Origin of the sequence: uncultured Tateyamaria sp. (assembly GCF_947496075.1) — a bacterium.
Classification (GTDB): domain Bacteria; phylum Pseudomonadota; class Alphaproteobacteria; order Rhodobacterales; family Rhodobacteraceae; genus Tateyamaria.
On the sequence record NZ_CANMBJ010000002.1, the window covers coordinates 1,116,515 to 1,134,931 of the forward strand.

At 60.5% G+C, this 18,417-nt stretch carries 16 protein-coding genes and 1 tRNA gene; 7 read left to right on the top strand and 10 right to left on the bottom strand.

Annotated features, from left to right (window positions below; genetic code table 11):
• Positions 1–2,709 (bottom strand): DNA gyrase subunit A, encoded by a 2,709-nt coding sequence (gene gyrA, locus Q1A51_RS09540; RefSeq protein WP_299599629.1) that lies wholly within the window; start codon positions 2,707–2,709, stop codon positions 1–3.
• A gap of 232 nt (positions 2,710–2,941) precedes the next feature.
• Here gyrA and Q1A51_RS09545 point away from each other — a divergent pair, with 232 nt between their 5' ends.
• A complete protein-coding gene (locus Q1A51_RS09545) occupies positions 2,942–3,211 on the top strand; it encodes an usg protein (protein ID WP_299596822.1) in 270 nt (89 codons plus the stop codon).
• A 285-nt stretch (positions 3,212–3,496) separates the two neighbouring features.
• On the opposite strand, the gene Q1A51_RS09550 is transcribed toward Q1A51_RS09545, so the two are convergent.
• Complete coding sequence (locus Q1A51_RS09550; protein WP_299596820.1) at positions 3,497–4,438, bottom strand: radical SAM protein; 942 nt, start codon at positions 4,436–4,438, stop codon at positions 3,497–3,499.
• 208 nt (positions 4,439–4,646) lie between these two features.
• On the opposite strand from Q1A51_RS09550, the gene zwf reads away from it, so the two are divergent.
• From zwf to Q1A51_RS09575, 5 genes are all read left to right on the top strand, one after another.
• Positions 4,647–6,098 carry a glucose-6-phosphate dehydrogenase gene (gene zwf / locus Q1A51_RS09555; protein ID WP_299198708.1) on the top strand — a complete coding sequence of 484 codons (1,452 nt, stop codon included), beginning with the start codon at positions 4,647–4,649 and terminating at the stop codon, positions 6,096–6,098.
• A complete protein-coding gene (pgl, locus tag Q1A51_RS09560; RefSeq protein ID WP_299596816.1) occupies positions 6,095–6,763 on the top strand; it encodes a 6-phosphogluconolactonase in 669 nt (222 codons plus the stop codon). Before zwf ends, pgl begins: the two co-directional genes overlap by 4 nt.
• A 5-nt stretch (positions 6,764–6,768) precedes the next feature.
• Positions 6,769–8,343: a glucose-6-phosphate isomerase gene (pgi, locus tag Q1A51_RS09565; RefSeq protein ID WP_299596813.1), complete on the top strand. Its 1,575-nt coding sequence runs from the start codon at positions 6,769–6,771 to the stop codon at positions 8,341–8,343.
• Between the two features lie 363 nt (positions 8,344–8,706).
• Positions 8,707–10,086 (top strand): peroxidase family protein, encoded by a 1,380-nt coding sequence (locus Q1A51_RS09570; protein ID WP_299596810.1) that lies wholly within the window; start codon positions 8,707–8,709, stop codon positions 10,084–10,086.
• Between the two features lie 188 nt (positions 10,087–10,274).
• Positions 10,275–11,894, top strand: a complete 1,620-nt coding sequence (locus Q1A51_RS09575; protein ID WP_299596807.1) for a long-chain fatty acid--CoA ligase — start codon at positions 10,275–10,277, stop codon at positions 11,892–11,894.
• A gap of 11 nt (positions 11,895–11,905) precedes the next feature.
• Here Q1A51_RS09575 and Q1A51_RS09580 read toward each other — a convergent pair whose 3' ends face one another.
• From Q1A51_RS09580 to Q1A51_RS09600, 5 genes are all read right to left on the bottom strand, one after another.
• A complete protein-coding gene (locus Q1A51_RS09580; RefSeq protein WP_299596804.1) occupies positions 11,906–12,460 on the bottom strand; it encodes a hypothetical protein in 555 nt (184 codons plus the stop codon).
• Positions 12,461–12,464: 4 nt separating this feature from the next.
• On the bottom strand, positions 12,465–14,108 hold the full coding sequence (locus Q1A51_RS09585; RefSeq protein WP_299596801.1) for a sulfatase-like hydrolase/transferase: 1,644 nt from the start codon (positions 14,106–14,108) through the stop codon (positions 12,465–12,467).
• A 6-nt stretch (positions 14,109–14,114) separates the two neighbouring features.
• Positions 14,115–14,357, bottom strand: coding sequence for a nitrate/nitrite transporter NrtS (gene nrtS, locus Q1A51_RS09590; RefSeq protein WP_299596798.1), 243 nt, complete (start codon positions 14,355–14,357; stop codon positions 14,115–14,117).
• Positions 14,358–14,478: 121 nt separating this feature from the next.
• Complete coding sequence (locus tag Q1A51_RS09595) at positions 14,479–14,643, bottom strand: hypothetical protein (protein ID WP_299596795.1); 165 nt, start codon at positions 14,641–14,643, stop codon at positions 14,479–14,481.
• Positions 14,644–14,703: 60 nt separating this feature from the next.
• Positions 14,704–15,036, bottom strand: coding sequence for an NAD(P)-binding domain-containing protein (locus Q1A51_RS09600; protein WP_299596792.1), 333 nt, complete (start codon positions 15,034–15,036; stop codon positions 14,704–14,706).
• On the opposite strand from Q1A51_RS09600, the gene Q1A51_RS09605 reads away from it, so the two are divergent.
• The gene (locus Q1A51_RS09605) at positions 14,933–15,337 is read left to right on the top strand and encodes a helix-turn-helix domain-containing protein (RefSeq protein WP_299671257.1); all 405 of its coding nucleotides are present in this window, start codon (positions 14,933–14,935) and stop codon (positions 15,335–15,337) included. The two genes, Q1A51_RS09600 and Q1A51_RS09605, sit on opposite strands and share 104 nt — an antisense overlap.
• A gap of 5 nt (positions 15,338–15,342) precedes the next feature.
• Here the strand turns inward: Q1A51_RS09605 and Q1A51_RS09610 are convergent.
• From Q1A51_RS09610 to Q1A51_RS09620, 3 genes are all read right to left on the bottom strand, one after another.
• Positions 15,343–15,416: transfer RNA gene (locus tag Q1A51_RS09610), tRNA-Gly, on the bottom strand.
• A 36-nt stretch (positions 15,417–15,452) separates the two neighbouring features.
• Positions 15,453–16,292, bottom strand: a complete 840-nt coding sequence (locus tag Q1A51_RS09615) for a class I SAM-dependent methyltransferase (RefSeq protein WP_299596785.1) — start codon at positions 16,290–16,292, stop codon at positions 15,453–15,455.
• Complete coding sequence (locus Q1A51_RS09620; RefSeq protein ID WP_299596782.1) at positions 16,289–18,328, bottom strand: ASKHA domain-containing protein; 2,040 nt, start codon at positions 18,326–18,328, stop codon at positions 16,289–16,291. Before Q1A51_RS09620 ends, Q1A51_RS09615 begins: the two co-directional genes overlap by 4 nt.
• Between the last annotated feature and the right edge of the window lie 89 nt (positions 18,329–18,417).

The window sequence follows — 18,417 nt, forward strand, 5'->3', positions numbered from 1 at the left end:
TCAGCCTTCGCCGCCTTCTTCCTCTTCGTCGCCCTGATCAGCGATCCATGCGACGCTGACGACTTCTTCGCCCTTGCCGGTGTTGAAGACGCGTACGCCTCCAGCGTTGCGCGAGCGGAAGCTGATGCCATCCACGGGCACGCGGATTGACTGACCCTTGGATGTGGCGAGCATGATCTGGTCATCCAAGTCGACGGGGAAGGATGCAACGATGTCGCCGCCGCGCATGGCCTTGTCCATCGCCGCCACGCCCAAACCGCCGCGTCCACGGACAGGATAGTCATGGCTGCTGCTGAGCTTGCCCGATCCTTGCGCCGTGATCGTCAGGATCAGGTTTTCGGCCGCAGACATTTCTGCATAGCGTTCCTGGCTGATGGTTGCGTTGGCGTTGGTTTCTTCCTCATCGGAGGCTTCGCCATCGTCGGCAAGTCCGGCGACGGCGCGGCGCATTTTGAGGTAGGCCGACCGTTCATCGCTGGTTGCATCGAAGTGGCGTATGATCGACATGGATACGACGTTGTCCGACCCGCTAAGCTTGACACCACGCACGCCCACCGAGTTCCTGCTGTTGAACACGCGCACGTCGGTTGCCGGGAAACGGATGGCTCGGCCGGAATTGGTGACCAGCATGACATCATCGTCGTTCGATGCGATGCGGGCGTTGATCAGGGTTGTCTCCGCGTGCTCGTCCTCGAACTTCATGGCGATCTTGCCGTTGCGCATGACGTTGGTGAAGTCAGACAGCTTGTTGCGGCGCACGGTCCCGGCAGAGGTGGCAAACACGACCTGCAGGTCGTCCCATTCCTTTTCATCCCGGTCGACTGGCATGATGGCGGCAATGCTAACCCCCTGGGGAATGGGCAGAATGTTCACGATGGCCTTGCCCTTGGACGTGCGGCCGCCCTGCGGCAAGCGCCATGTCTTGAGCTTGTAGACCATCCCGTCGGTCGTGAAGAACAGAAGCTGCGTGTGGGTATTGGCAACGAAGAGGGTGGTGATCACATCCTCTTCCTTGGTCTGCATGCCCGACACACCTTTGCCACCGCGCTTCTGGCTGCGGAAATCGGCAAGCGGGGTGCGCTTGATATAACCGCCGGAGGTCACGGTCACGACCATGTCCTCGCGCTCGATCAGGTCCTCGTCTTCCATGTCTCCGGACCAGTCGACAATCTCGGTACGGCGGGGCACGGCGAAGAGCTCCTTCACCTCGGTTAGCTCGTTCGAGATGATGCCCATGATTCGTTCGCGGCTTCCAAGAATATCGAGGTATTCTTGGATCTTAGCTGCCAGTTCTTCAAGTTCGTCAGTGACTTCCTTGACCCCGATCTGGGTCAGGCGCTGCAGGCGCAGATCTAGGATCGCGCGGGCCTGGATTTCGGTCAGGTTATAGGTGCCATCATCGTGCATCTTCGACAGTGGATCGTCGATGAGACGGAGGTAGCTTTCGATCTCTGCTGCGGGCCAGCGGCGTTCCATCAGCTTGGCGCGCGCCTCTGCGGCGTCGGCGGAGGAACGGATAGTGGCAACAACTTCGTCCACGTTTGAGACCGCCACTGCGAGACCACACAGGATGTGTGAGCGGTCGCGAGCCTTGCGCAGATCGAAGGCAGTACGACGGATCACCACTTCTTCGCGGAAGTCGAGGAAGGAGGTCAGGAAGCGCCGAAGCGTGAGTTGTTCGGGGCGTCCGCCGTTCAGCGCCAGCATGTTGCAGCCGAAGGAGGTTTGCATTGGCGTGAATCTAAATAGCTGATTCAAAACGACTTCTGCAGTCGCATCCCGTTTCAGCTCGACCACGACGCGGACACCGTTGCGGTCGGATTCGTCCTGAACGTGGGAAATCCCCTCGATCCGCTTGTCTCGGGCAGCCTCGGCGATGCGTTCAATCATCGTGGCCTTGTTCACCTGATACGGGATCTCGTCGATGACGATGGCGTAACGGTCTTTGCGCAGCTCTTCGACCCGTGTTTTGGACCGGACGATGACGCTGCCGCGCCCTTCGAGATAGGCTTTGCGCGCGCCGGAGCGGCCCAGCATGATGCCGCCCGTCGGGAAGTCGGGGCCAGGCACGTAGTCGATCAAGGCTTCGGACGACAGGTCCGGGTCTTCGATCAGGGCAAGGCAGGCGTCGACCACTTCACCCAGATTGTGGGGTGGGATATTGGTCGCCATGCCGACGGCGATGCCGCCCGCACCGTTGACGAGCATGTTCGGGAAGCGCGATGGCAGGACGGTGGGTTCGCGGTCCTTGCCATCATAATTGTCTTGAAAATCAACGGTGTCCTTGTCGATGTCGGCCAGAACAAAGGCGGCGGGTTTGTCCATCCGCACTTCGGTGTAGCGCATGGCTGCGGGGTTGTCGCCGTCCATGGAGCCGAAGTTGCCTTGCCCGTCGAGGAGCGGCAGGGACATCGAAAAGTCCTGCGCCATGCGCACCAAGGCGTCATAGATCGCGCTGTCGCCATGGGGGTGGTATTTACCCATGACATCGCCCACGGGGCGGGCGGATTTGCGGTAGGATTTGTCGTGCGTGTTGCCGGTTTCATGCATCGCGTAAAGGATGCGGCGGTGCACTGGTTTCAAGCCGTCGCGCAGATCGGGGATCGCACGGGACACGATGACAGACATGGCATAGTCCAGGTAGGACGTGCGCATTTCGTCTTCGATCGAGACCGAGGGGCCATCATAGGCTGGCCGTTCGGGCATCATTTCATCATCGTTTTCAGGAGGTTGGGGCGTGTCGTTCACGTTGATCTGCTCGTTCTGTCGCGTGCGCTATATATTGCGGTGCAGTCTATCAGAAAGCGCAGATAGGGTGCAATGGTGCGGAGGCGATGGTTGTTAGCAGTCTGCTGTGTCTGGTGCCAAGATACTGTTTTTATTGAAAATTAATACTCGATCCGTTCTGCTAGACCAACAAGGCAAAAAACGGAGGCGAAACATGGCAGATACCGAAACGGAACTGATGTTGAAAGGATATGGCCTGACAACGGCCGAAATGATCTATCACATGCCGGATTACAGGCACGTGTTGAACACCTTTGTCTGGCAGGACTATGACCTCGCGCCGGACCACCCGCGCCTGTTCAAATTCATCGACTTCTGGAAGACCGAGATCGAGGGCGCACTGCATTCGGTGCGCTTCACCCATCGCAAGATGATCGCACCGGGGGAGTGGCGGAATGTGACGGGTGAATTCACGCTGCACTGAGAGGTAAATGGCGCGCGCGGTGGCGTGCGACGGGCGGCTGATCGACCAGACTGCGTGTTTTGAGACGCAAACTGCGCATCTTGCGGGGTCGTTTTTGACCTGATTTCGGTATCAATTTTCGAAACTGCACATTTTGGCGGGAAAACTGCGTCTTTTGGATGCGCGGGGCCCATTAACCCATTGGTAAGGTGCGTGCAGCGGTTAACCATTGTCGGTTTTTGTCCGTCATGTGCACTCTTTGCTTGCGCAAATTCGCCCACCCGCCGGACCCGGGATGCGTCCCGCTCAGGCGGAACAGGAGGCGCCGCCGAGGACGCAGAACTTGGCGCAATGCGGGTGGTTCAGAGAAACGTCCGCCTCGGCCTGCGCGAGCGTTTCGCCCATCTCGAATTGCGGGTCGTAGGGCAGGAGGGTGCAGGCCAGAACGGCGGGGGCTGCGGCCCCTTTGCGTTTGACCACCATGCGGGAGGAAGAACACATCACCGCGTCGGGATGTTTGTTCAGGATGCCCCAGCAGGCGGTCGTGATTTCGGGCACTTCGACATTAGCGTCCATTTCGGGGAAGAGGACCGTCATGCCAGGGTCTTGGGCGTCGATGTCCCAGCCGTGTTTGGCAAAGAGCGCGGCATATCCGGCGCGTGCCTCATTTTCGTCTTCGGCCATTTCGATCCGGCCCGCGACAGCCAGTCGAGCCCCGATGGACGACAGCCAATCCACGCCGCGCAGGGTTTTCGCGAAGGTGCCGACACCGCGTTCCGTGTCGTGGACAGCGGCTGCGTGATGGTCGAGCGAGATGCGGAAGGTCAGTTTGTCACCATAGGTTTCGACCAAGGGCACGATGCCTGCCTTGACCTTTGGGCGCATCATTGGGGCCATGGCGTTTGTCAGGATCAGAACATCGTATCCGCGATCCAGCGACCGTTCGACCATGTCGAGGAAGGCGGGGTTCATGAACGGTTCGCCACCGGTAAAGCCAATCTCGCGCACGTTCCATTTGCGGTCTTCAAGCTGGTCGAGATAGCCGGAGACCTCATCCGCCGTCATGTATTCCAGCGCGTCGTTGGTGGGCGAGCTTTCGATATAGCAGTTGGCACAGGCGATGTTGCACAGCGTGCCGGTGTTGAACCAAAGGGTTTCGGGATGGGTCAGCGCAACCGTTGCCCGCGCTTCGCCCTTGGCCGTTACATGGGGATCCTGGAACTTGCCCGGATTTGCCAAGTCTTTCATATCGCCTGTTTCCGTCTTTTTCTGTGCGGTCCGAGCGTAGAGTTATGTCGCGCGGCGGCAAGGTGAAAGCGGACTGTGTCCCATTGACGGCTTTGTGATAGAAATATGTGACCGTGTGATGCAGGTGCAGCATCGGGCGTTGAGTATCTGTTTGAATCTGCTAGTGGTAGCGCAAACATTTTCTAGGCATGCAAGAGGGAGCCTTGCCATGGTATCGCGCGTTATCCCGGTCGATCCGTTTGATCTGGTGATCTTTGGCGGCACAGGAGACCTTGCACGCCGCAAGATTCTGCCGGGTCTGTTCCGCCGTTTTTGTGCAGGGCAAATGCCCAAGGGGGCCCGGGTGATCGGTGCCGCACGCGGTGATATGGACAGTGCGGCCTACCGCGAGTTCGTGGCCGAGGCGATTGCAGAGTTTGGTGGGATCCACAGCTGTGAAGAGGGCACGCTAGCCGGTTTCCTGGAGCGGATGGAGTTTGTCACGATCGACGCCCGAGGCGACAAGGGGTGGGACGAGCTGGCGAAACTTGTCCGCCCGGATGTGGTGCGTGCCTATTACTTCTCTGTCGGTCCAAGCCTGTTTGCGGATCTGGCCCATCGGTTGAATGCGCATGGGCTGACCGATGCGGACAGCCGGATCGTGGTGGAAAAACCTTTTGGCCGCGATCTGCCCTCGGCAAAGGCGCTGAACCGCGACCTGGCCATGCATTTCGACGAAAGCCAGATTTACCGGATCGATCACTATCTTGGCAAAGAGACGGTGCAGAACCTGATGGCGGTCCGCTTTGGCAACATGCTGTTCGAGCCGTTGTGGAATTCGCAATATGTCGACCACATCCAGATCACCGTGGCCGAGACGGTCGGCGTGGGTGGTCGGGGTGAATATTATGACAAGTCGGGCGCGATGCGGGACATGGTGCAGAACCACCTGATGCAGCTTTTGTGCCTGATTGCGATGGAGCCGCCATCCAAATTCGATCCTGATGCGGTGCGCGATGAAAAGTTGAAGGTGATCAGGGCGCTGGATGATGTCGAGCCGTATCACATCGTGCGCGGTCAATATGAAGCGTCCGAGAGCGAGCCCGGCTATCGCGAGGCGGTGGGGGACCCGCGCACGCGCACCGAAAGCTACATTGCCATGAAGGTGGGCATTTCCAACTGGCGGTGGGCGGGGACGCCGTTTTACCTGCGTACGGGCAAGATGCTGAAAGCCCGTTCCAGCGAGATTACCGTGGTGTTCAAGGAATTGAACCACTCGATCTTTGGCGAGCAATCGGACCATCGCAATGTCCTGTCGATCCGGTTGCAGCCGAACGAAGGGATTACGCTGGGCGTAACGATCAAGGAACCCGGTCCAGGGGGCATGCGCTTGGTTGATGTGCCACTGGATATGTCCTTTGCCGAGGCGTTGGGGGCGGATGGCGCGGATCAGACTGATGCGTATGAGCGTTTGATCATGGATGTGATCCGTGGCAACCAGACCCTGTTCATGCGTGGCGATGAGGTCGAGGCGGCTTGGGCCTGGACCGATCCGATCATAAATGGATGGGAAGCGCGTGGGGAAGTGCCGAAGACCTATGATGCGGGCAGCGAAGGGCCAGTGGATGCCGTTCAGCTTCTGGCCCGCGACACCAGAGTGTGGAGAAAGGTGGCCCCATGAATATCGTTGAGTATCCTGACCGTGACCTGCTGGCCATGGGACTGGCCGATGCGCTGGCGAGCGAGTTGAAGAACTGCCTGCTGGTGCATCCCTCAGCCTCTTTCGTTGTGCCGGGCGGGACGACGCCGGGCCCAATCTTTGACAGTCTGTGTGCGGCTGATCTGGACTGGTCGCGCGTCAATGTCATGCTGAGCGATGAGCGCTGGGTGCCGGAGGATCACGACAGGTCGAACGCGAAGCTGCTGAAGGATCGGTTGTTCCAGAGCCGTGCGGCGCAGGCCAAGTTCGTGCCGTTCTACAGGGACGGGCAAACGCCTGAACAGGCCTCTCCGGCTCTGTCCGAGCAATTGGCGGACCAGATGCCAATCTCGCTTTTGTTGCTGGGGATGGGTGCGGATATGCATACGGCGTCCCTTTTTCCGGGGGCTGTCGGGCTGGACACGATGCTGGCCGATAACGCGCCTTTGGTTGTGCCGGTGTCGGTTGCGGGGCAGGAGCCTCGGATCTCGTTCTCAGGTCCGGCCCTTGCGGGGGCGATGGCAAAGCATCTCGTGATCTATGGGTCCGAGAAGCGGGCGGCGTTGGAGCGCGCAGAGGGCCTCGACCCGGTTGAGGCACCCATCAAAGCTGTTATGAGCGGCCTGACGGTGCACTGGGCGGAGTAAGAGACATGTGGAACGCTTTGAAGGCCAAGGCGGAGGCCGTGTCCGGCCGCGCCCTTCTGGACCTGTTCGATGATGCGCGTGCGGATGTGTTCGCGGTTCAGACGCAGCACATGCTGTTCGATTATTCCAAGACCAACATAGATGCTGAAACACTTGATATGCTGCTGGACCTGGCCGAGACATCGGGCGTTGCGGCACGGCGTGATGCGATGTTCTCCGGTGAAAAGATCAACGAGACCGAGGGGCGGGCCGTTCTGCACACGGCCTTGCGGAACCTGGATGGTGGTCCGGTTCTGGTCGATGGCGAGGATGTCATGCCGGGCGTTCTGGAAACGCTTGGCCGGATGGAGGCTTATGCAGGCGAGATCCGCGGCAGTGCCATCACCGATGTGATCAATATCGGGATCGGCGGGTCGGACCTTGGGCCTGCCATGGCGGTTCAGGCCCTGACGCCTTACCATGACGGGCCACGCTGCCATTTCGTGTCGAACGTGGATGGCGCGCATATTGCGGACACGCTGCGCGGGCTGGATGCGAAGACGACGCTTGTGATTGTCGCGTCCAAGACATTCACCACGATCGAGACCATGACGAATGCGCGCACGGCGCGGGCGTGGATGCTGCATCATGGTGGCGATCCGGCGGCGCAATTTGCGGCCCTGTCGACCAACCTTGAGAAAACATCCGAGTTCGGGATTCCGGCGGAGCGTGTGTTTGGTTTCGAGGATTGGGTCGGGGGCCGCTATTCAATGTGGGGGCCGATTGGCCTGAGCCTGATGATGGCCGTGGGGCCGGATGGGTTCCGTGCCTTCCTGCGCGGCGGACAGGATATGGACACGCATTTCAGGGCTGCTGAGGGCGTCGAAAACATGCCTTTGATGCTGGCCCTCGTGGGCATTTGGCATCGGCAGGTGCTGGGGCACGCGTCACGCGCCGTTCTGCCTTATGATCAGCGGCTGGGGCAGTTGCCTGCCTATTTCCAACAGCTTGAGATGGAATCGAACGGCAAGTCGGTGACGATGGATGGAGGTGCTGTTCCGGTTGAGAGTGGTCCCGTTGTCTGGGGTGCACCTGGCACGAACGGACAGCATGCGTTTTACCAGCTGATCCATCAGGGTACGTCAGTCATTCCCTGCGAGTTCATGGTGGCCTGTGCGGGGCATGAACCCGAGTTGCGCCATCATCATGACCTGCTGGTCGCCAATTGTTTGGCGCAGTCCGAGGCGTTGATGCGCGGGCGCACGCTGGATGAGGCGCGCGCGAAGATTGCCGGCAAGTTCGAGGGAGACGAGTTGGAGCGTCAGGCGGCGCATCGGGTTTTTGCCGGCAACCGGCCGTCTACCACGCTGATTTATCCCACGCTTGATCCGTTCACCCTGGGTCAGATCGTGGCGCTGTACGAGCATCGGGTGTTTGTCGAGGGCGTCATTCTGGGCATCAACTCTTACGACCAATGGGGCGTTGAGTTGGGCAAGGAACTTGCAACGGCCTTGCAGCCCATTGTCGAGGGGGCGGCGCCTGCAGATGGCAAGGACGGCTCCACCCAAGCGCTGGTCAAATATCTGCATGCGCACCGCTAAAAACAGCTGTCGAATGGTCTGAACGGCGCCCCACGCGATCCATTTCTATGGAAACGGGGTGTTTTTTAGTTCAATTCAGGATTGTATCCTTGCGAAAAAACTGAGTTATTTGGCCTTTGGTGAGCGGTTATTCGCCCAAACTTGTGGCGGTCAGGAATGCCTGACCTGACCCGGTGCTGTGTCCGGATGTAATAATGTTGCGCAGGACGCGCTATATTTTGCGCTCTGTTTCTTTAACATGCACCGGAGGCCAATATTATGGCTGGCACACAACACGGGCTGACACGGCTCGATCAACTTTTCAAAACGTGTATTCATGGCAAGGGACCCTCAAGGCCCTTTGCGCAGACACTGGGGCGGGTCTTGCCCGCGAACCCTGTTCACATCAAGAACATCACCCACGCGGATGTCATTGCGGCGCTGGATGAGCTTTCGCAGTCGATGGGGGCGACCGAGAACGAGGACGGACATGCGGATGCTGGCATGACCTTTCTTGGCCAATTCGTGGATCACGACATTACGCTCGATGCGACATCTGCCCTTGGCTCCCGTATCGATCCTTCGACCATCCCGAATGTGCGGACGCCGAGCCTTGATCTGGATTGCGTCTATGGTGCGGGGCCGGAGGCGTCACCGCATCTGTATGGTGAGGGCGAGGCAGAGCAGTTTCTTGTCTTTGGTCGCAAGGACAATCCGCGTGACCTGGCCCGGACCTGTGCGGGCAAGGCGCTGATTGGCGATCCGCGCAATGATGAGAACATCATTGTGGCCCAAGTGCAGGCGATTTTCATCGAGCTGCACAACATCCTGATGAGCAAGCGCGTCGAAGATGGCGATGATGCGAAGGACATCAAGGCGTGCGCCCATGAGGGCCTGCCCAACCATGTCTGGCATGATCATGTCAGCCCCAAGCTGACCAACTTCGAGGAAGTCCGCCGCTTCATTCGGCTGCATTACCAATGGATCGTGTGGTGCGAATTGCTGCCTGCCTTTGTCCAGCAGGAATGCCTGGATTGGGCGCTGGACAACCATGCCTTTGGCTGGGACGCGCCGGTGATGCCGGTGGAGTTTACCGGGGCCGGGTATCGCTTTGGTCACGCCACGACCCAGTTCGAGTATGCGTTGACGGAAGGCGCCGATCCCAAGGGGCTGTTTGCAACCCTTGGCTTTGGCCGCAGGCCCACAAGCGGGAATATCGATTATGCCAAGTTCTTTGGCATGAATGGGGCGGTCACCTCGCAAAAGGCGCGGCCGGTGGGGCCAAAACTGGGTATGCCGCTTTTGAACCTGCCCTTTGTCCATGCGCCGATTGAATTGGCGGATATCGAGGAAACGCTGACCTTGGATCAGTCCCGCAACCTGGCCCTGCGCAACATGGTGCGTGATCGCTATACCTATCAGCTGGCCAGCGGTCAGCACTTGGCGGCGCATCTGGGCACCCATGCCATTGATCCGCCTGCGATCCTCAAGGCCAAGGGCATCACCAAGACGCCGCTGTGGTTCTACTGCCTGCAAGAGGCAAAGGAGAAGGGTGATGGCAAGCTGACCGGGGCCGGAGGCCGTCTGGTGGCGTCGGTCTTTGCCAACCTGCTCAAGCGTGACCCGACGACCTTCCTGCATGTGCCGCATTTCAAGCCGTGGCATGGGTTCAAGGGGCAGCCGAGTGTGTTGGCCGGTTTGATCGCCTATGTCGAGGCACATCGCGGTCATATTCAGCACGCCAAGGCGCTGCAATGCGGCTGATCTAAGCCTGAGGCGTTCGAACGAGGGGCTGGTCGATGGCTGGCCCCTTGTCTTTGCGTCATCCCGTGCACGCCGCGCTTGCATGGGCCGCCGCCCCTTGGCAGGGTTGACCCAAGGGAGGAACGCGCGCGGTCGGGGAGGGCCGTGCAGGCAAGGCGTTGCTCTGACAGGAAAAACGGGAGGCGCCGATGCTTGGCCAAATGATGAACTACCCCCTGACTATTTCTTCACTGGTCGATCATGCTGCGCGGTATCATGGTGAGACGGCCATTACGTCCGTGAACACAGGTGGTGGCGTCGAAGAGACGACATGGGGGCAGGTTGGGGCCAATGCCAATCGGCTGGGCGACGCGCTGCTCAAGCTGGGTCTGGAACCACATGCCCGTTGCGCCACCATTGCGTGGAACAACCGGCGGCATCTGGAGATTTACTTTGGCGTGTCGGGCGCCGGTCTGGTGTGCCACACCATCAATCCGCGTCTGTTTCCCGAACAGCTGGTCTATATCATCAACCATGCCGAGGATCGGGTGCTGTTTATCGACCGCACCTTTGTCCCGCTTGTGAAAGCCATCCGCGACAAGATCCCGGGTGTGAAACATGTGGTGCTGATGGAAGGCCGCGACGAGGCGGCTGCGGCGGAGATCGAGGGGCTGGAGTTCTATGACGAGTTGATCGCCACCGGATCACCTGATTTCGCGTGGCCGGAATTCGACGAGAATACCGCGTCGTCGCTTTGCTATACGTCGGGAACGACGGGGAACCCCAAGGGTGTTCTGTATTCCCACCGGTCCACTGTCCTGCATGCCTTTGCGTCGAACACGCCTGATTGCATTGGCTTTTCGGCCCGCGACGTTGTGCTGCCCGTTGTGCCGATGTTCCATGTGAACGCATGGGGCACGCCCTATGCCTGTGCGCAGGTGGGCGCGCGGATGGTGTTGCCGGGGCCGGGTTTGGATGGGCCGTCGCTTGTGAAGCTGATTGACGGGTGCAAGGTGTCGATTGCCTTGGGCGTGCCGACGATCTGGCTGGGGCTTTTGGGTGAGGCTGAGAAATCCGGGTCGCAACTGACGTCGCTCAAACGGACCGTGGTTGGTGGGTCGGCGTGTCCGCCCTCGATGATTGCCGCCTTCCGCGAGACATATGATGTGGAGCTGATCCACGCCTGGGGCATGACAGAGATGTCGCCGCTTGGGTCGTCCAACCAGCCGCTGGCCAAACACACCGACTTGCCGATCGATGCGCAGCACAAGCTGCGCGAGAACCAGGGCCGCCCGCCGTGGGGTGTCGAGCTGGAAATCATGGATGATGACGGCAACCCATTGTCCCATGACGGAGAGGCACAGGGCGCGCTGATGGTGCGGGGGCATTGGATTCTGGACAGTTATTTCCAGAAGACCGTGGACGAAACACTGACCGGCGGCTGGTTTGACACCGGTGACGTGGCGACGTTGGACCCGGATGGGTATTTGTCGATCAAGGACCGGTCCAAGGACATCATCAAGTCGGGGGGCGAGTGGATTTCGTCTGTGGATCTGGAGAATATCGCCATCGCGCATCCGGCGCTGGCCGATGCGGCCGTGATTGGGGCGCGGCATGAGAAATGGGACGAGCGCCCGGTTCTGGTGGCGGTGGCGGCCGAGGGGCAAGCGCCATCGGAGGCCGAAGTGCTGGCCGTTTTTGACGGCAAGATCGCCAAGTGGCAGGTGCCGGACAAGGTTGTCTTCACCGACGTGCTGCCGCGCAATGCGACCGGCAAGGTTCTCAAGCGGAACCTGCGTGAGGAGTTTGGCGAGGTGTTGATCGGCTGACGGTGTATCGGTCAGCGATTGCGCCGGGTCCAACCCGTCTTGGTCACGGCACCGTTTTCGAAATGCTGATAGTCACGGTCGAGCGCCACCCCGTATTGGTCGATGCTGACCGTGCCTTTCTCAAACAAAGTGCCCGGTGACACCCGGTCTTCATGCTTGGTGTAGTGCCAGATGCTGCCTTTGACTGTAACGGTAGAGACAACATTGCGCCTGCCATAGCGGGAATGGGATTCTGTGTACTGACAGGTGCCGGACGTCATGCTGCAATCATGTGGGGTGAAGGTGACCGTGCCGCCTGGGACGCGTGCCTTGACCGTATTGCCTGCGCGGTCCGACCAGGAGGTGACCTTGACGGGCCGGCCCTGGCTGGCGTCGCGGGTGTAGCGGAATTTGAAGAGTGGGCCATTCTGGCCAAGGTACTTGACCGTGGCATTGCCGTTGTCCGCGTGCCACGTGAACGTTGCGCCCTTGGGAAGGGCACCCATGTCGTAGGCTGGTTGCGCAATGACGGGGTGCGCAAGGAGCGCGGTGATTGCCAACGTGGCAAAGCAGAAGCGACGATGCATGGGATCAGTCCTTGAGGTGGATCTGGCGGGCTGGGCCGCGATACTTTTGTGTCAGTTTTTCATCAACTTCCGTGCCGTCCTTGAGGTGGATCAGGATGCCTTTGCCGTTTGAAGCGCCGCGCATTGCCTTGATCTGGTCTTCGGACCGTGTGGTGCGTTGCGACATGCGCAGGCTCCAGTCATGAAGATGCGTGAGCAGGCGGGCTTCGATGGCAATGTGGGCGTCGGTCTTGGCAAGGTCGATCAACTCGTCCGGATCCGTTTCGAGATCGAACAGCATGTTGCGCAGACCGGGGGCCGCGCAATGCATCAGCTTGTACCGCCCGTCGAACACCATGAAGAGGCGGCAGTCGCGCGGCTCAAGCCCAAGTTTCACCGCGACGGGTTGAGCCGAGAAGTCGTATTCGGAAATCACGTAGTCGCGCCAGTCGGGCGTCTCTCCGTGCAGCCACGGCAGCAGGCTGCGTCCTTCGATGATGTGGTCGGGCACGGTGCCACCTGCGGCCTCAACGAAGGTTGCGGCGAGGTCGATGGATTCGACCAGTGCATCGCATGTGGTGCCGCGGGTGCTGTTCACAGCCTCGCGCGGGTCATAGATGATCATGGGCACCTTGACGGAAGGGTCGTGGAACAGGTTTTTCTCACCCAGCCAGTGATCGCCCAAATAGTCGCCGTGGTCCGAGGTCAGCACGATCATGGTGCTGCCCATCTGTCCCGTCGCTTCGAGATGATCGAGCAGGCGGCCCAACTGGTCATCGCACTGTTTGATCAGGCCCATATAGGCGGGGATGACCTTGGCCCGCACCTCTTCATCCTGAAAGGCGCGGCCTACGGGGCCGTTCATGAAGGTGTCAAAGACCGGGTGCGCATTGATCCGTTCGCCGTCGGCGCGGGTGGCGGCGGGCACGTGGTTGGGGCCATACATGTCGTGGTAGGGTGCGGGAACGATGTAGGGCCAGTGCGGTTTGATGTAGCTAAGATGCGCGCACCATGGGCCGGTCGCCTGATCGATGAAACGGATCGCTTCCGAGGTGAGCCACGGCGTTTCGCTGTCCTCCTCGCGGATGTTGGCGGGCAGGTCGGTGTTGTCGAAGAACCAGCCGGATGCGATTTGTCCGTCCTTAAGACTGGCGTTGGCGTAGTCGGCCCATGGGTTGCTGCCGTCATACCCTTTTGACTTGAGGTATTCGTTGTAAGGGCTTCGCCTTTCATCATAAAAACCGTCTGGACCTTCGGCCCAGAGCCCGTCGTCACGCACCCATGGGTCGAACCCGCATTCCGATGTGCGCACGCCGATCACGCTTTCTGCGTCCAACCCGAGCCGTTCCATCCCTTCGGCATCGACCGTCATATGCGTTTTGCCGATCAGGTGGCAGGACATGCCGACCTTGCGCAAGTGATCCCCCAACGTGTGTTCGCCCACCCGCAAGGGAAACCCATTCCAATGGGCGCCGTGAGATGCAGCGTAGCGTCCGGTATAGAAACACATCCGCGATCCGCCGCAGATCGGGGATTGGACATAGGCGTTGGTGAAACGCACGCCCATCGCCGCCACACGTTCGAAGTTCGGCGTATGCAGATGCGGATGCCCGGCACAGCTGAGGTAGTCAAACCGCAGCTGGTCATACATCACAAACAGAATGTTCAAAGTGGATCAGTCCCCGAGGCTTTGCAGCCGCTCCCGTACGGCCATGACCGAAGAGTAGGTGGAGACGGAGTAGGGCACAAGGAAGGTCAGCGCGCATTTCAGCCACGCACTGGCGTCCATCTGGCCCGCAGCCATCCGATCGCCGTGGTTGATCACCGCGATGACGATGCCGACGACAAGAGCAATCTTGGTCGCGCGCCTCATCACCGTGCGGTCGGTTGCGATTTGCCATGTGTTGACGTGTGGCACGGTGCACATCTCCTTTTGGGCAAAAGTGGACCAAACGGTTCCTAAATCAAGGTCACACCTGCATACGCACGCGATAGTGATCTGTAGCGGTGGCAGGCGGGTCGACCGCCTGCCATCTCTTTCAACCTTGGTGGTACAGGAAGGCGGCATTTGTCCCGCCGTTCTGACCCGCAGCTATCGCGATGTTCAAATGCGCCATCGCCTCAAGGTGCTGGCTGATCTGCAACGGGCCGGTCACCACCGGGGTGAGCCCCATGCGCGCAGTCAGCGATTTGACAGTGTCCACGGCGTCTGCGTCATTTTCCGCGATGAAAGCCGTCGCGGCCCTGCCATCCCGGTTCAAGCCTCACTTTGTCATGATGTCCGCGAAGATGATGTTGAAGGCTTTGACCACCCGCGCCTGAGGCAGCCAATCCGGCACATTTTCACCCGCCGAGGTGGACTCGCCAAGCTGCAGCGGGCTCCTGTCATCATTTAGCGGATTGGTCGCATCAACAACGATCTTGTTGCCAATAGCAGCTGCGAGTGGGACCAGCGTGTCCCGCGCTGCGGTATAGGGCATGGCGAGGATCACCATGTCGCTGTCGGCGCAGGCACTTGCCAGACTGACCTGTTCTTTGACCGGGGTACGACTGCCCAGAAAAACGGTATGTTCGGCTTTGACCCCGAGCTTTGCCAAGGTCTGCCCATCGCGGCAGTTCTTTGCCAGATCGGCAGAGAAATGGACCTTGTTGGCGATTGTTGCCCTTGCCGATGGGTCTGAACGCTTTTGCGCTCTACGGCGGCGTTTGGATGGTGTGACGCAGAAAATGCTGACCCAAACTTTGCGCAAATTGGAAGCCGACGGCCTGGTCCATCGGGAGCCGTTCGACGAAATGCCGCTGCGCGTTGAGTATAGCCTGACAGACCGCGGTGCGGACCTGTTACCCCATATCCGGGCACTCAAGGTATGGGCGGAAGTCAACTATCCCGAAGGGTAAGGTTGTGGAGCGGGTAACGGGAATCGAACCCGTAACTAAAGCTTGGGAAGCTGCCGTGATACCTTTTCACCATACCCGCGCTCGGGGCTTGGGATAGGCGTGGGGGCGGTTGGCGTCAAGCGGGTTTGCGTGCGCTGTAGATGTGGATGCAGGCCGGAATGCGCAGCCCGTCATCGGTGTCGAATTGCGCGATGGCGTCGGCCACGGCGGATTGCACCTGTTGGGCGGCTTCGGCGTCCACGCCGTGGTGGCGCACGGCCGCTTCTGCCGGTCCGATCTGCATCATCAACGCCGCGGTCTCGGCCACATCGCCCACCGATGTCAGATCGACCGACACCGTTTCAACGTCCGTGTTCTTCAGCCCGGCCTGCGCCATTTGCGCCAGTATCCGCGTGCTGTCCTCGAACGCGAAGGGGCCGGGCAGCGTGCGGTCCGTCTTGGGCATAGGGCCCAGCACGCTGGCGGCTGCCTTGGCCGGCACCATGAAATAGGGGTTCTGCGGTGCGGGTCCCCATGCCGCGAAGGTCATGCGCCCACCCGGCGCAAGGGCCGCGTTCAGGTTGGAAAGTGCCGCCACCGTGTCATTAAAGAACATGACGCCAAAGCGGGAGATCATTGCGTCGAAAGGCGTGTCGAACCGATGTGTTTGGGCGTCCGCCTTCAAAAGCGCCGCGTTCGTCATGTCCGGCAGCCGTGCCGCGGCCAGATCCAGCATCGTTTCCGAGATATCAAGCCCGGTCACATGGCCCTGGCCGCCCACCGCCCGTGCAGCGGCCACGACACTGACGCCCGTACCGCAGCCGATATCCAGCACCTGGTCACCGGGCCGAAGGGCGGCTTGGTCCAGAACCAGGTCGAGCACTGGGGCCAGAAGCGTGTCCATCTGCGTCTGCTGTGTGACCCATTTCGGACCGGCGGCATCGGTCCAGAACTCTTCCTGCTCCGCGTTGCTCATGCGCGTCTCCGGCGACGGCGCCCACCACCTTCGCTGTCGCCGCCGGTGTTGAAGCTGACATTTGGCAGATCGACGATCCCGTTCAGGATCGGGAATGGATCGGCAGAGTTGGGGATGGCGGAGGCGTTTACGAAATGCTCCTGGAAGCGCGGTTCGATGGCGGTTTCGACTTTGTGGATACGGCGGACCGTCTCTTCGATCTCGCCCCGGGCGTCGCGGTTCAGGAGCGCGATGCGCGCGCCGGTTCCGGCGGCGTTGCCCGCCGAGGTCACCTTGTCCAGCGGGGCGTCGGGGATCATGCCCAGCACCATGGCGTGTTTGGACGAGATATGCGCGCCGAATGCGCCTGCCAGCACGACCCGGTCGACCTGATCCACGCCAAACTTGTCCATCAGCAGGCGCGCGCCAGAATAAAGCGCGGCCTTCGCCATCTGGATGGCGCGGATGTCAGGGTTGGTGACGGTGATCTTTGGCCCGCCGATGGCGGTGCCGTCATGCAGGACATAGGCTTGGGTGCGCCCGTCGGGCACGCAGAGATCCGACCCGGTCTGCGCCGCGCTGCCGATCAGGCCCGAGGCGTCGAGCAGTCCGGCCAGCCGCATTTCGGCAATGGCTTCGATGATGCCAGAGCCGCAGATGCCGGTGATCCCGGTGCCCGCGGCGGCAGCCTCGAACCCGTCTTCGTCGGACCACAGGTCAACCCCGATGATGCGAAAGCGCGGTTCCTTGGTGACCGGATCAATCTCGACCCGTTCAATTGCGCCGGGGGCGGCGCGCTGGCCTGCGCTGATCTGCGCCCCTTCAAAGGCGGGTCCGGTGGGGGAGGAACAGGCGAGTACCTTGTCCCTGTTCCCGAGCAGGATTTCGGCGTTGGTGCCGACATCAACCACGAGGACCAGATCGTCGGACTTGTCCGGTGCCTCGCTGAGGGCCACGGCAGCGGCATCTGCGCCCACATGGCCCGCGATACAGGGCAGCAGGTAAATCCGAGCTGAGGGGTGGATGTTCAGGTCAAGGTCATCGGCCCGCAGGCGCAGCGCGTTCGATGTGGCAAGGGCAAAGGGGGCCTGACCCAGCTCGAACGGATCGATGCCCAGCAACAGGTGGTGCATGACCGGGTTGCAGACAAAGACGGCGTCCACGATCAGGCCCTTGTCAATCTCGGCCTCGGTCGCGATCTGGGTGAAAAGGGCGTTCATTCCCTCGCGCACAGCTGCCGTCATTTCACCCGCGCCGCCGGTGTTCATCATGCCGTAGCTGACGCGGCTCATCAGATCCTCACCAAACCGGATCTGCGGGTTCATGATACCCGAGGAGGCCACGACCTCTCCGCTTGTCAGATCACACAAGTGCGCGGCGATGGTGGTGGACCCCAGATCGACAGCAAGGCCATAGACCGCGCCTTCGTAATAGCCGGGCCATATATGCATGATCCGCGGCGCGTTTTCGTCATCGCCGAGGTGGATGGCGACGGTGACTTTCCACGCGCCCTTGCGCAGCACCGGTTGCAGGTCCTGGAGGATGTGCAGATCGGCGTGGATGTTCTTGATGCCCCAATCGGCCTCGATGGCGCCGACCAGCCGCTCCAGATCGCCCGAGGGGTCGTGCATGTCTGGTTCGGCCACCTCGACATAGTAAAGCTTGGTCGAGGGGTTCATGACGATGTCGCGCGCCTCGGCCCGTTTGCGCACCACCTGTTTGTGCACCTGGCTTTCCGGGGGCACGTCAATGACCACGTCGCCCTGGACCGTGGCCTGACATCCCAGGCGGCGGCCATCGATCAACCCGCGCTTGGATTTGTAACGCTCTTCGACCTTGTTCCATTCCGACAGGGCATCGTCGGCCACGGTCACACCGTGCTTGGGAAACTCGCCGTAGCTGGGTGTGATCTGGCACTTGGAACAAATCCCGCGCCCGCCACAGACGGAATCAAGGTCGACGCCAAGCTGGCGGGCGGCGGTCAGGATGGGCGTGCCGACGGGAAAACGCCCGCGCTTGCCGGACGGGGTAAATACGACGAGTGGATCAGTGCTCATGAGCGCCTCGGTGATCTTGCCTGCCCCTACAATAGTCGGGCCACGGGCAGGGGAAAGGTGTCAAGCGACATAGGGCGTCACACACACGT

Coding starts and splice junctions, on each gene's coding strand:
- Q1A51_RS09575 (WP_299596807.1), top strand. CDS start 10,275: ATGCTTGGCCAAATGATGAACTACCCCCTGACTATTTCTTCACTGGTC.
- Q1A51_RS09545 (WP_299596822.1), top strand. CDS start 2,942: ATGGCAGATACCGAAACGGAACTGATGTTGAAAGGATATGGCCTGACA.
- gyrA (WP_299599629.1), bottom strand. CDS start 2,709: ATGATGCCCGAACGGCCAGCCTATGATGGCCCCTCGGTCTCGATCGAA.
- zwf (WP_299198708.1), top strand. CDS start 4,647: ATGGTATCGCGCGTTATCCCGGTCGATCCGTTTGATCTGGTGATCTTT.
- Q1A51_RS09580 (WP_299596804.1), bottom strand. CDS start 12,460: ATGCATCGTCGCTTCTGCTTTGCCACGTTGGCAATCACCGCGCTCCTT.
- Q1A51_RS09620 (WP_299596782.1), bottom strand. CDS start 18,328: ATGAGCACTGATCCACTCGTCGTATTTACCCCGTCCGGCAAGCGCGGG.
- Q1A51_RS09550 (WP_299596820.1), bottom strand. CDS start 4,438: ATGAAAGACTTGGCAAATCCGGGCAAGTTCCAGGATCCCCATGTAACG.
- pgl (WP_299596816.1), top strand. CDS start 6,095: ATGAATATCGTTGAGTATCCTGACCGTGACCTGCTGGCCATGGGACTG.
- Q1A51_RS09615 (WP_299596785.1), bottom strand. CDS start 16,292: ATGAGCAACGCGGAGCAGGAAGAGTTCTGGACCGATGCCGCCGGTCCG.
- Q1A51_RS09605 (WP_299671257.1), top strand. CDS start 14,933: ATGTCGCTGTCGGCGCAGGCACTTGCCAGACTGACCTGTTCTTTGACC.
- pgi (WP_299596813.1), top strand. CDS start 6,769: ATGTGGAACGCTTTGAAGGCCAAGGCGGAGGCCGTGTCCGGCCGCGCC.